A 12,880-nucleotide genomic window follows, 5' to 3' on the forward strand; every position below is an offset into this window, starting at 1 on the left:
CTATTTTCATTAATTTAAACGGAAATTTTGCTTAAAAAGTTCGGAAAAATTGAATTTTTTACAATATTTGTCTGAATTTTAAATTAAAGAATTAACAATAATTCAAAAGGGTGAAGTTAACTTCACCCTTTTTGTTATCATACTAAAATATAATTTGAATATTATTCTACTTTAAACAGTGCGCTGATTGACTGATTTTCATTGTTCCTTAATATCGCGTGAGCGAACAGACGGGAAACATCGAGTATTTCAATTTTTTTGGATTTGATATTAAGAGGAACGGTATTTGCTATAACCAGCTTTTTCAGGCTGGAGTCTTCAATTCGCTGCAACGCTTGCCCTGAAAGGATAGGGTGTGTAGCAGCACCATAGATATCTTTAGCACCGTGCTTTTTTAAGGCATCAACTGCTGCAACAAAAGTATTGGCAGTATCTATGAGGTCATCAACGATCAAAACATTTTTACCCTCTACATCACCAATTATATTCATCACTTCGGCGACGTTTGGTTTTGGCCTGCGTTTATCAATTAAAATAAGCTCAGCGCCAAGGTTTTTGGCGTAGGCGCGTGCGCGTTTAGAGCCTCCAACATCAGGAGCAGCAACCGCAAGGTTGCGAAGCTTTAATCTTTTGAAATATTTGAGAAGCAGAACTGAGCAGTATAAATGGTCAACCGGAATATCAAAAAATCCCTGTAATTGAGGTGCGTGCAGGTCCATGGTAATAATACGGTCAACTCCAGCCTTTGTCAGCAGGTTTGCTATCAGTTTGGCTGTAATTGATACACGCGGCATATCTTTTCTATCCTGTCTTGCGTATCCAAAATAAGGGATTACCGCTGTAATTCTTTTCGCAGATGCTCTAACTGCAGCATCTATCATGATAAGCAGTTCCATCAGGTTATCTGAAGGCGGGTTGGTTGACTGAACAATATATACATCCTTACCGCGGATATTATCGTTATATTTTACCCAGATCTCACCATCTGAAAAATTAACAATACGGCATTTGCCAAGAGGCAGGTCTAAATAATCACATATATGTTTTACAAGGTAGTTAGAGTTTCTTCCTGAAAAAATCTGTATCTCAGATCTTGCCATTAGGTATTTGTGTTTTCGGATTGTTTTGTGGAATACACAAATTTATTAATTAATATCCGTATAATCAATTAGAAAGGAATGCACAAAAACTGTTTTTTGAAGCTAAATCTGTGGAAATAAAGTTAATTACTTTTGCAGGGAGATGAGAATTAATTCAGGCAGATCTCTTTTGAACTTATGTAATATGATGGCTTAGTGTTGAATTTTATAGTTTGGGCATTTTCGGGCATTAATTTTTTATCTAAATAAATAAAATTATTGGAAATTTTGCCGGATTCAACGGTAATTTCATTTATAGAAAGCTTTCCAAAATTTTCACCTAATATTGAACCACCGGCATTTACAAACCTGATATTGTTCCTTGAATATACACTGTTTACATGCTGGTGGCCGTGTAAAACCAATTCAATTCCCATTTGCGAAAATTTCCTTATAATTTTTTTCTTTCCGCGAAGCTTCATGGTTTGTTTTTCTATTGCAAGCCACATTGCTGCAGATGATGGTGAACTATCGGCAAGATCTTTATTAAAGTGGTGGTGGGTTACAGCAATTAATTTTTTATTGCTGAAATTTTTCTGCTCCAGCTTTTTCAGCACAAAATCCATTTTGTGCTTTGATATTTTTCCGTTTGAAGCAAATGGATTTTTCACAACTGAATACCCGGAAATTGAATTGAATCCGGTGATAACTATTTCATCAAGCTCTTTAATAAACGGAAATGGATTTCCTTCTGGATTTATGTTCTTTTCAAATGATTCCCTGAAGTAGTATACAAATTCATTTACCTTGCTGTGGAAATTTGTCTTCCTGCATTTACCCGGAAAATTAATTATATCTTCCGCAAGATGAACGCCGCCGAAAATATCGTGGTTACCAATTACAACAGTTAATTTATCTTTTTCAAGTAATCCCGCTTTTTTAAGGATATTTCTTGCAATTTCAAAAGAACCAGGATCTGCATTTTCAGTAATATCACCTGAAATTATCACATGATCAAAGCTGTTACTATTAATGTAATCAATTAATAGCAGGGTATTGGAGTAATTTTGCTTATTATAGTTTACATCGAGGTGAAGATCTGAAATATGTGCGATTTTCATTGATGTTTTTTAAGTATGCTTTTTAATTCAAAGTTATGCTATTTTTGTTAGGTAATTGTTAGGCTGATGTATGCTAACTATTAATATTTACAATGTGATTTTAAACTTAATTAAGATTGAATTCAGATTTAACGTCGATTTAATAATAATGGGTTATTTTTAATAATATATGGGACTGAAAAATAAACAATTAGAACGATTAACAGAATTTGCTGAAAAGACAATTAAAAAAGCAAATTTGATAACTCTTAAGTTTTATTCAAAAAAAATTAAGTACAGGGTGAAAGAAAATCTGACACCTGTTACTGCAGCGGATATAAAGGCAGAAAATTTTATTCTCAGCAGAATTAAGGAAAAATTCCCTGAGCACAGCATACACGCAGAAGAGCACGGCAGCTCTGATAAGAGCTCGGATTTTAAATGGATAATTGATCCGATAGATGGCACCAAAAACTTTATGCGGAAATATCCTTTCTGGGGAACATTGCTTTCACTGGAATTCCAGGGTGAAGTTGTGCTTGGTGTAATATCAATGCCTGTATTGAAGGAATTCTATATTGCCGCCAAAGGGAAAGGCTGTTATATGAACGGTAAAAAGATGAAAGTAAGCAAGGTAAAGAAATTAAGTGATTCATACATGCTGCATGGGGGATTGAATTATATATTCAGTGAACCATACAGGCAGAATTTTGTAAACCTTGTGCACAATGTTTATTATGACCGCGGGTTTGGTGACTGCCACGGGCATACTTACATCATAAACGGAAAAGCTGAAGTAATGGTTGATCCGCATGTTGCGCCTTATGATGTTGCTCCGGTAAAAATTTGTGTTGAAGAAGCAGGGGGCAGGTTTACTGATATTAACGGCGACAATACTATATATTCAGGCAGCGCAGTTGTGACTAATGGAAGAGTGCATGATGCCGTACTTGAGCTGCTTAATGAGAACCTTGAGAGCAGGGAAATCACCAAGGATTAAAAGAATACATATACTGTTAATATTGATAGAACTTTGAGAAAGCCTCTTTGATTGTAATATCAGGGGGGCTTTTTTGTTGGTTTTTATATGAACAGAAATAGATAAATTGCGGATTAACAGGTAAATTAATGATATATACTCTTTTATACTCGCTGATTGCAGGAATTATTACGGGTTTTATTGTATCAGTGCCTCCGTTGGGTCCTATAGCCTTTGCGCTTATATCAAAAGGATTTAAAGGTGAAGTAAAAGACGGAATGGCTATTGCCGCAGGTTCTGCTTTTATGGATATGGTATATGCAATAATTGCTTTCGGAGGGATATCCCTGTTTATTTCTTTTTTACCTGTAAGCTTTGAGCAGGCTATAAACGGTAATATTAATACTATCCAGATCATTTTAACTTATGCAGGATGTGCAGTTGTAATTGTTTACGGAATTAAAATTATGCGCACAAAGCTGGATCTTGAAAAATTTGAAGCCAAAGAATCTGAACATTTAAGCAAAGCAAAAGGCAGGGCAAAAGAATTTGCGGCAAAATCACATGTGCCCCAGGGAGAATCAAATTTCTTCGGACAATTTTTAATGGGGGTGATGCTTTGCATTTCATCAATCACACTTCCGGCATCCTGGGTAATTTTGGTTGGCTATGTAAAAAGCTTTGGAGTTCTTGATAGTTCCGTTCTGGGCGGCTTTCTTTTTGCTGTCGGCGCATTTTCAGGAACTGTTCTGTGGTTCTGGCTTTTGTTAAAACTTATTACAGGCAATAAGCACAGGATAAATAAAAATACGATCAGTAAGCTGAATTTTTATGCTGGTATAGTTTTAATTGTTTTAGGAATTTTTTTATTCAGCAAAGCTACAGGTACAATATTCGATATTTTCTAGTATATAATAGTAACACGAGCCAAATTAGAAATTATTACCCGAATAACCCTTAAAATTAAATTTACAAATTATTGAAAAAATAGCGAAAAAACCCTTGACATATGGTTTTTTTTTCGTATTTTTGTAGTGGAGGAAAATGGAGGAAAGTGGAGGAATTGGGATATCGCCTCACTTTCAGCATTAAACCAATCAAAACAACTCAAAAATACAAAAAAAATTAATTGTTTCAAGGGCACGCAAATACAACCGTTGATGAAAAAGGCAGATTAATTATTCCTGCCAAGTTCCGCAAGCATATTTTGCCGGATGCCAATGGTATTTTGAATGCTACTCTTGGCAGAGATAACTGCATATGGTTATTCCCGTCAAATGAATGGATGAAGGTTCTCGAAACCGTACGATCAACCAATCCATATACAGATGATGAAGTACTTATGAGAAGGCAGATGTTCTATTACGCAGATGAATTGACTATTGATTCACAGCACAGAATTTTGATACCGCAGGAAATGAAGGAAATTACCGGTATCAAAAAAGATGTGCTGCTGATCGGCCAATTAGAACGTATTGAACTTTGGAATCCCGATAATTACAGCAAATACCTGAAGGGAAGCCCTGATTCATACGAAGGCGTTATGCAGAAAGTTATGACTAAGCTTTATTCAAACAGGAATTCCGAATAGAAACAGCGGGCAGAAATTGAATGAAGAATTCTATCATGAGCCGGTACTTTTAAATGAAACAATTATGTATCTGCTGGGTAATACCGGCGGAAACAAAGATGTAAACAGGGTTTATGTTGACTGCACACTTGGAGGCGGCGGTTACACCAAAAAAATATTAGAAGCTACATCAGAAGAAACAAAGGTTTTAGCTGTAGATAGAGATGTTTATGCTATTGAGCACACTAAAAATGTTCTTTCAGAATACGGCAGCCGTGTAATTTATTCCCAAAACAACTTTGGCGATATTAAAAAGATAGTTGCAGAAGCCGGATTGGAAAAAATAGACGGTATTGTTATGGACCTGGGGCTTTCATCTTACCAGCTGAATTATGAAGACGGTTTCAGTTACCAGAAAGATACAAAGCTGGATATGAGGGCAGACAAAGACCAGCAGCTTACAGCCGCTGATGTTCTGAACACATATACTGCAGCAGAGCTGGCAGAAATACTGTATAAATACGGTGAAATGCGTTATAACAGGCAAATAGCGGCAGAAATAGCAGAAAAGAGAAGTGAAAGTAAGTTTGAAACAACTTTCCAGCTTGTTGAACTTTTGAGGCAAAAGGTGCCGCAGAGATTTTTGAACAGTGATCTTTCCAGGATGTTCCAGGCAATAAGGATAGAAGTTAATAATGAGCTGGAAAATCTTGAGCGAGTTTTAAATGATTCAGTTGAACTGTTAAATAACGGATCCAGAATTGTAGCTGTATCTTATCACTCACTTGAAGACAGGATTGTTAAAAACGCTTTTCGCGGCAATGAAATGCTGAATGTTCTGACCAAAAAACCTGTTGAAGCCTCAGAAGAAGAAATTGCTTCTAATATCAGGTCAAGAAGCGCCAAGCTAAGAGCTGCAGAAAAAAGTTCAGGATTTAAGAAAAGCAAAAATAAATACAGGTTGTAAAATTTCAGAGCGAATAAAAACTATGAAATGAGAAATCCGAAACAAAGAAAAATATCGCTATTTAACCTTATGATAATGCTGTTCATAACAGCCGGAATAATTGTCTTCTTTGTAAACAACATTATAGCAGTAAATTCAGTAGTAGTAGATAATAATAATTTAAGGACTGAAATAAACAAAACCGTTACTTCCAACAACAATCTTCAGACAGAAATAGAACGGCTAACTAATTTTGATAATATAAAAAGCACTGCAGTAGATAAGCTTGGCCTGCAATATTCAAACATTAAACCTAAAAAGATCACAATAGAGAGGTCTCAACTGGAAGATATTACACAGTAGGCAAATAAATAAAATATAAGAAAAGTGCCGGTAAATAGCCGGAATTGTTATGCGGGAAAGAACAAACACAAATATTAAGGCAAACACAGACAGAAGAATAACGATCTTTATGGGTGTGTTTGCCTTATTATTTTTGATAATCCTGTATAAGCTTTTTAATATCCAGGTGCTTGATGCTTCACGTTACCAGCTTGCGGCAAAAAAACAGTATGAAAGCAAGATCTCGCTTAAATCTTCACGGGGAATTATTTTTGACCGCAAAATGAATGCTCTCGTCTCAAATATTATTATGTATTCATTTGCCGCTGATCCTAACATGGTTGATAATAAGGATTCAGTTGCGGCAGTATTTGCCGGAATATTTAAAAAGGATAAGAACTATTACCTCGATAAGCTGAATACAAAAAATACTTCCTTTGTATGGCTTGAAAGAAGAATTGACCCGGGATACGAAGCGCAGGTTAAAGATATAAATTTTTCAGGTGTCATAAAGCTTAATGAGCCTAACAGGATATTTAATTATGATAAGCTGACTTCACAGCTGGTAGGCTATACAAATATAGATAACAACGGTCTGAGCGGTATAGAGCTTGAGCTCAATGAAATGCTCTCCGGAAAAGAAGGTTATGTTGTAATGCAGAAAGACGGCCTGGGAAGAAAACGTCCCGCAGTTGAATATCCCCGGCAGGAGCCTGTTGACGGCAATAACGTAATACTAACTATCGATATGAACATTCAGAAGATAGTGGAAGAAGAGCTTTCAGCAGGTGTTGAGATCAACAATGCCGCAGGCGGTAAAGTTATTGTTATGAATGTCAAGACAGGTGAGCTTCTTGCAATGCATTCAATAAATCTAGAAGGAGGCAGCCAGGATAAAATAGCAGAAATAACTGATCTGTATGAACCCGGCTCAACTTTCAAAATTATTACCGGCGCAGCTGCGCTTGAAGAAAGTATACTCAGTAAATATGATGTTATAAACACTTACGGCGGCGAATATATGAACATAAAAGACGCTCATAAATTCGCCAGCTTAACCTTCCAGCAGGTAATTGAGCAATCAAGCAACGTTGGAACAATACAGGTAGCTAACAGGCTTGGAAAAGAAAAATTTTATAAATATGCCAGGGATTTTGGTTTCGGGATCACAACAGGACTTGACCTTCCGGGAGAAATGAAGGGCAGGCTGAAAAAGCCTGTGGAATTTTCACCTGTTACACTGAACTACATGTCAATCGGCTACGAAGTGCTGGTTACAGCACTGCAGATGGCTAATGCTTATGCATGTGTTGCTAACGGCGGAATGATGATGAAACCTTTTATTATAAAAAAGATCCTGGCTCCGGACGGTACATTGTTAAAAGAGTATAAGCCTGTTGAAATAAGAAATGTGATCTCGAAGAACACAGCCAAAATGCTTACAGAATTATTTGTCGGCGTTGTTGAAAGAGGAACTGGCAAGGATGCGTATATTGAAAATATTAAAGTAGCAGGTAAAACCGGTACATCACAGAAAATGGTTGAAGGTAAATATTCTAAAAGTAAATACACTTCATCTTTTATCGGCTACTTTCCCGCTGAAAATCCGCAGATAGTAGTTGCGGTAATTATGGACGCTCCGGGTAACGGTGAAATTTACGGCGGAAAAGTCTCTGCGCCTATCTTCAGAAAAATTTCTGAAAGAATCATCAACTTAACGGGGCTTCATGAATTTTCAGCCCCGGAATATAACGCAGATGTTGTATTAACAAGTGATAACAAGGTTGATAAAACCCCGTTAAACCTGGTTAATTTTGATATCAGCGATGCAGTAAAATTCCTGAATGAAAATGAAATGCCTTTCGAAGTTGAAGGACCTAGAAAGAATGCTATTGTTATATCACAGGAATCAATAACTGACGAAAAAGGGATAAAAAAGATAAAGCTTGTTACTGCAGGGGCAAATGATAAATATACAAAAGATAACAGTATTAAGATGCCTGACCTTCACGGAATGAGTGTGAGGAAATGTATAAAGATCATGTCAACATTAGGGGTTGATTATAAAGTGAACGGTTCAGGCAAAGTTACAGTACAGGTGCCTGAAGCAGGAACGCAGCTTGCGAAGAACCAAACAGTTATTATAAACTGTGATTCACCGGAAAAATTCTGAATGAAGTTCAGCAAAATGATAACACAGACAGAAAATGAAATAATGAATTTAGATGAAAGCTTTGATTTTACTATCAATAAGCTTACAGCGGATTCAAAGAATGTTGAGCAGAATGACATTTTCTTTGCTGTGAAAGGATTTGTAACGGACGGAAATAAATTCATACAGGATGCCTTTGAAAAAGGGGCGAAAGCTGTAATAACAGACGGAGAACCGGATATTATTGACAGCCGCATACATAAAGTGAAGGATGTGCGCAAAGCTATGGCGGTTATGAGCAGCGCATTTTATGGTAATCCTTCAGGCAAAATGAAAATGATAGGCGTAACCGGAACGAACGGAAAAACTACAGTTACTTCAATAATAAACAGTGTATTGCAGGCAGCAGGAAAAAAGACAGGGCTTATAGGTACGAACGGAAATTTTATCAATAAAAGATTTATAAGAACAGAACATACTACACCTGATTCAATTGAGCTTAACAGGATCTTAAGCGAAATGGCTGCTGAGGATGTAGAAACTGTAATCATGGAAGTTTCATCACATGCATTGCAGCTTAAAAGAGTGTTCGGGATAGATTTTGATATAGCTGTTTTCACTAATCTAACCCCGGAGCACCTGGATTTTCATAAGGATATGGAAAATTACTTTGAATCGAAAAAAATTCTTTTTGATTCATTGCACCGTATAGGGAAAAAAGGAATAAAGACAGCTGCTATTTATAACTGCAATGATGAGTATGGTTTTAAAATAGTTTCAAATTCAGAAGCTGAGAGAATTGCGTATGGTTTTGGCTGCGGAACATATACAGCCAGAAATATTGAAATGAACATCAACGGGATGCATTTTGAAGTATTGGTTCCGCGCAACGGAGAAGATATAGAAAAAATAAATATATATACGAAGTTAACGGGGCGCTTTAATGTTCATAATATTCTTGCAGCAGTAGCGACATTAAAAACAATGGGTTTAAGTTACAGAGATATTGTAAAATATATCGCTGAATTTAATGCAGTTGATGGCAGGTTTAACAGGATCAAACTTAACAACGGCGCTGATGCTATTGTTGATTATTCGCACACACCGGATTCTCTGCAGAAAGCAATTTCAGCAATAAGGGAAATTCTGGATGAAAGCGGTTCAAAAGGAAAAATTATTACGGTTTTTGGCTGCGGCGGCAACAGGGATAGAATCAAACGGCCTGAAATGGGAAAAATTGCAGCCTCGGGCAGCAATGAAGTAATAATTACTTCTGATAATCCGAGAGATGAAGACCCGATGCAGATAATAGAAGAAATAAAAGCAGGTATATCAAGCGATAATTATTCAGTAGAAAAAGACAGGGAAGCAGCAATAAAAAAAGCAATTGAGATAAGCTCAAAAGGTGATGTGATATTAATTGCAGGTAAAGGCCACGAAACATACCAGGAAATAAAAGGGATCAAATATCATTTAAGCGACAGGGAAATAGCGGAAAAATACGGTAAATGAAACTGCAGTTAAGTGATATTGAAGGAATCAGCGGCATTAAAGTAGTAAATTCTGAAGCAGCAGCAAAAAGATTTTCAGGTGTATCAATTGATTCAAGAAAATGCGGTAAAAATGATCTGTTCTTTGCTATAAAAGGTGAAAAATTTGACGGCCATGACTTTTTAAATGATGTGTTTACAAGAGGAACCAAATGTGCTGTTGTAAATGAAAAATGGTACCGGAAAAATTTAAAAAATACAAAACGTTCTTTTAAAAACAAATGTTTTATAGTTGTAAAAGATACTGAAATTGCGCTTGGTGAAATTTCAAGGGTTTACAGAAATAAGTTCGTTATACCGGTAATTGCAGTCAGCGGAAGTAACGGAAAAACATCAACCAAGGATTTTATCGCAGAAGTACTTTCAGCTAAATACAACGTTTTAAAAACTGTAGGAAACCTTAATAACCAGATTGGTGTGCCGCTGACGCTTTTCAGGCTTAGGGAAGAACACGAAATTGCAGTGATTGAAGTTGGCACGAATCATTTTGGCGAAGTAGATAAGCTGTGCAGGATCTGTGAACCGCAGTTCGGGATCATAACAAATATTGGGAAAGAACACCTTGAATTCCTTAAAGATATTAAAGGCGCAGCAAAAGCAGAAGGTGAGCTGGTTGAATATTTAAGTGAAGTATACGGAACATTTTTCCTGAATAATGACGACAGGTATCTAAGGAAATACAGGAAATATAAAAATATCAAGAAATTCAGCTTTGGGTTCACCGGCAGGGCTGATGTAACAGCTAAGGTAAAAGAATTCAAAAAGTTTTTCCCGGTTATAGAAATAAATTTAAGAGGTAAAAAGATAGCAGCTCAATTAAATAACATAGGTTATCAAAGCAGTAAAGCATCATTATGTGCTGCTGCACTTGGCAGTTATTTCGAAGTCCCGGTTCAAGACATCAAAAAAAGGATAGCCGGTTACAGAATTGAGTCTAACAGGCGCAACCAGCTTAAAAGCATTAACGGGGTTTGGGTCATTGATGATACATATAATTCCAACCCTGATTCCGTTAAAGCTGCGCTTGAAAATCTGATGGCATATAATACAGGAGGAAGCAAATTTATAGTGCTTGCCGATATGCTTGAGCTTGGCAGCGCAGGAAAAAAGGAACACTTTGCTGCAGGAAAGCTTGTTAAGCAAATGAAATTTGATAACCTTCTGACATATGGCAGGGAATCAATTTTAACTTTTAAAGGCGCAAAGGGCATTAAGAATAATTTTTACTTTGATGATAAGCAATCATTGCTTTCATACCTGAATATCACGCTCAAAAAAGGTGATATTGTTCTTGTTAAAGGTTCACGCTCCATGAAAATGGAAGACATTGCTGAAAATATTTCAATTATAAATTAGCTGAAAATTATTTGAATGTTATACTATTTAGCTGAATATATAAATAAAACTTTTAATCCCCCGGGATTTGATGTATTCAGGTTCTTAACCTGGCGCTCGGCGCTTTCAGCAATAACAGCAATGATTATCTGCTTCTGGATAGGTCCTAAAATTTTAAAGATTTTAAAGAAGAAGCATGTTGGCGAAGAAATCAGGCATGACGGACCACAGACACATTTTTCAAAAGCGGGCACGCCAACAATGGGAGGTGTTATAGTACTTCTCGCTATTCTGGTACCTGTGATCTTATGGGCTGATCTGAAAAATACATATATTCTGCTGATACTTTTGGCAACTATCTGGATGGGGCTTGTTGGATTCATTGATGATTACCTGAAGGTTTTCAAAAAAATGAAAAAGGGACTGGTTGCAAGGTATAAGCTTATGAACCAGATAGGTCTTGGAATAGTTGTAGCCTGTTTGATCTATTTTTTACCTGAATTTGATAAAATCAATTCAGTTACAACAATACCGTTCATTAAACAAATTGAATTTGATTTCTCATACTTCTACATACCGCTGATGGTATTCATTATAACCGCAACATCCAATGCTGTGAATTTAACTGACGGTTTGGACGGGCTTGCGATCGGTACAGTAGGTATTGCGGGACTCGCTATCGGGTTGATAGCATATTTATCTGGTAATGAGATCTTCAGCAGGTATCTTGATATAATCTACCTGCCCGGCAACGGTGAGCTTGCTGTTTATTGCGCAGCGCTTGTGGGTGCATCACTCGGATTTTTATGGTTCAACTCTTATCCTGCGCAGGTTTTTATGGGTGATACGGGTTCGCTTGCACTCGGCGGAGCAATTGGAACACTTTCAATCCTGATAAAAAAAGAATTTCTGCTTCCTATACTTGGCGGAATATTTTTTGCGGAGTCGCTTTCAGTAATTTTACAAAGGTATTACTTTAAATACACGAAGAAGAAATACGGTGAAGGGAAGAGAATATTTAAAATGTCGCCGCTGCATCATCATTTTGAACTAAGCGGAATACCTGAGCCGAAAATAGTAACGAGGTTCTATATAGTAGCTGTCATCCTTGCTATATTGACTTTTGCAACATTTAAGATAAGATAAATTTTAATTACAAAGGATAAAATTATGAAAAAAACAAATTTCACAAAAGCCCTGGTAGTATTATTCCTGTTCACGGGAATTACATTTTCACAACTTTCAATTGGTGAGCTTAAATTGAAGTCATCTGATAATTCAGGTTTGAATTTAAGTTCACTGGATAAAAATTCAGCAGGCGGTAAAACAAAACTGATGCAGAAACCCACCAAGAAGATATATTTTGTTCCCGGCGGTAAGATAGGGATGTTCTTTTTGCAGGGGGATTTCAACGGAAACCAGCTTATATCACTTGAAGCATTCGGTAAATATGTGGGTGATGGCTTCTGGGCTGAAATAAGTATACCGTTCAGGTTCAAAACAAGTCCGGCTTTTACGGATATCGGGCTTGATGTAAATGTTATGTATCCGTTCCTCGGTTCATCTAACAAATCAGAAGTTGACCCGTTTGTAGGGGGCGGGCTCGGACTTCACTTTATCGGCAGAGACAGGGACGATCCGAATAAAACAAGTGTAGCCGCTCGCGGCGGTTTGGGATTAAACCTGATAGCAGGCGCCGTATTTTTCAGGAATTATGATTTTAATATTGTATTAGAGCTGAAATACTTCAATTACTTAAGGGAGTTTGATGACTTAAGGTACCAGGGTATTGGCTTAAATGTTGGTGTAACTTTCCCGAGGTAAAAA

The 12,880-nt window shown here is 36.8% G+C and carries 12 protein-coding genes; 10 read left to right on the forward strand and 2 right to left on the reverse strand.

From position 1 onward, the window contains the following. Positions 1-161: 161 nt before the first annotated feature. Together J0M37_07545 and J0M37_07550 are read right to left on the reverse strand one after the other, a co-directional pair. The gene (locus J0M37_07545; protein MBN8584935.1) at positions 162-1,100 is read right to left on the reverse strand and encodes a ribose-phosphate pyrophosphokinase; all 939 of its coding nucleotides are present in this window, start codon (positions 1,098-1,100) and stop codon (positions 162-164) included. A 149-nt stretch (positions 1,101-1,249) separates the two neighbouring features. Then, on the reverse strand, positions 1,250-2,200 hold the full coding sequence (locus J0M37_07550; protein ID MBN8584936.1) for a metallophosphoesterase: 951 nt from the start codon (positions 2,198-2,200) through the stop codon (positions 1,250-1,252). Positions 2,201-2,369: 169 nt separating this feature from the next. Here J0M37_07550 and J0M37_07555 point away from each other — a divergent pair, with 169 nt between their 5' ends. From J0M37_07555 to J0M37_07600, 10 genes are all read left to right on the forward strand, one after another. Next, on the forward strand, positions 2,370-3,179 hold the full coding sequence (locus tag J0M37_07555) for a hypothetical protein (GenBank protein MBN8584937.1): 810 nt from the start codon (positions 2,370-2,372) through the stop codon (positions 3,177-3,179). Between the two features lie 128 nt (positions 3,180-3,307). Continuing rightward, entirely contained in the window at positions 3,308-4,066 is a 759-nt protein-coding gene (locus tag J0M37_07560) for a LysE family transporter (GenBank protein ID MBN8584938.1), read from the forward strand. Positions 4,067-4,287: 221 nt separating this feature from the next. After that, on the forward strand, positions 4,288-4,749 hold the full coding sequence (gene mraZ / locus J0M37_07565; GenBank protein ID MBN8584939.1) for a division/cell wall cluster transcriptional repressor MraZ: 462 nt from the start codon (positions 4,288-4,290) through the stop codon (positions 4,747-4,749). A 64-nt stretch (positions 4,750-4,813) separates the two neighbouring features. Then, positions 4,814-5,695 carry a 16S rRNA (cytosine(1402)-N(4))-methyltransferase RsmH gene (gene rsmH / locus J0M37_07570; GenBank protein ID MBN8584940.1) on the forward strand — a complete coding sequence of 294 codons (882 nt, stop codon included), beginning with the start codon at positions 4,814-4,816 and terminating at the stop codon, positions 5,693-5,695. Between the two features lie 27 nt (positions 5,696-5,722). After that, positions 5,723-6,037, forward strand: coding sequence for a hypothetical protein (locus J0M37_07575; protein ID MBN8584941.1), 315 nt, complete (start codon positions 5,723-5,725; stop codon positions 6,035-6,037). 49 nt (positions 6,038-6,086) lie between these two features. Continuing rightward, on the forward strand, positions 6,087-8,189 hold the full coding sequence (locus J0M37_07580) for a transpeptidase family protein (GenBank protein ID MBN8584942.1): 2,103 nt from the start codon (positions 6,087-6,089) through the stop codon (positions 8,187-8,189). Then, positions 8,190-9,680 (forward strand): UDP-N-acetylmuramoyl-L-alanyl-D-glutamate--2,6-diaminopimelate ligase, encoded by a 1,491-nt coding sequence (locus J0M37_07585; GenBank protein ID MBN8584943.1) that lies wholly within the window; start codon positions 8,190-8,192, stop codon positions 9,678-9,680. It begins immediately after the preceding gene. After that, positions 9,677-11,074 (forward strand): UDP-N-acetylmuramoyl-tripeptide--D-alanyl-D-alanine ligase, encoded by a 1,398-nt coding sequence (locus J0M37_07590; GenBank protein MBN8584944.1) that lies wholly within the window; start codon positions 9,677-9,679, stop codon positions 11,072-11,074. Before J0M37_07585 ends, J0M37_07590 begins: the two co-directional genes overlap by 4 nt. Positions 11,075-11,089: 15 nt before the next feature. Then, positions 11,090-12,199, forward strand: a complete 1,110-nt coding sequence (locus J0M37_07595; protein ID MBN8584945.1) for a phospho-N-acetylmuramoyl-pentapeptide-transferase — start codon at positions 11,090-11,092, stop codon at positions 12,197-12,199. A gap of 24 nt (positions 12,200-12,223) precedes the next feature. Then, complete coding sequence (locus tag J0M37_07600) at positions 12,224-12,877, forward strand: hypothetical protein (protein MBN8584946.1); 654 nt, start codon at positions 12,224-12,226, stop codon at positions 12,875-12,877. The last annotated feature ends 3 nt before the right edge of the window (positions 12,878-12,880 follow it).

The sequence above is a fragment of the Ignavibacteria bacterium genome, from assembly GCA_017303675.1.
Taxonomy (GTDB): Bacteria; Bacteroidota; Ignavibacteria; order Tepidaquicellales; family OLB5; genus OLB5.

Bases quoted from the DNA above. Each gene is read 5' to 3' on its own strand.
- J0M37_07545 (MBN8584935.1), bottom strand. From the start codon at position 1,100: ATGGCAAGATCTGAGATACAGATTTTTTCAGGAAGAAACTCTAACTAC.
- J0M37_07550 (MBN8584936.1), bottom strand. From the start codon at position 2,200: ATGAAAATCGCACATATTTCAGATCTTCACCTCGATGTAAACTATAAT.
- J0M37_07555 (MBN8584937.1), top strand. From the start codon at position 2,370: ATGGGACTGAAAAATAAACAATTAGAACGATTAACAGAATTTGCTGAA.
- J0M37_07560 (MBN8584938.1), top strand. From the start codon at position 3,308: ATGATATATACTCTTTTATACTCGCTGATTGCAGGAATTATTACGGGT.
- rsmH (MBN8584940.1), top strand. From the start codon at position 4,814: ATGTATCTGCTGGGTAATACCGGCGGAAACAAAGATGTAAACAGGGTT.
- J0M37_07575 (MBN8584941.1), top strand. From the start codon at position 5,723: ATGAGAAATCCGAAACAAAGAAAAATATCGCTATTTAACCTTATGATA.
- J0M37_07580 (MBN8584942.1), top strand. From the start codon at position 6,087: ATGCGGGAAAGAACAAACACAAATATTAAGGCAAACACAGACAGAAGA.
- J0M37_07585 (MBN8584943.1), top strand. From the start codon at position 8,190: ATGAAGTTCAGCAAAATGATAACACAGACAGAAAATGAAATAATGAAT.
- J0M37_07590 (MBN8584944.1), top strand. From the start codon at position 9,677: ATGAAACTGCAGTTAAGTGATATTGAAGGAATCAGCGGCATTAAAGTA.
- J0M37_07595 (MBN8584945.1), top strand. From the start codon at position 11,090: ATGTTATACTATTTAGCTGAATATATAAATAAAACTTTTAATCCCCCG.
- J0M37_07600 (MBN8584946.1), top strand. From the start codon at position 12,224: ATGAAAAAAACAAATTTCACAAAAGCCCTGGTAGTATTATTCCTGTTC.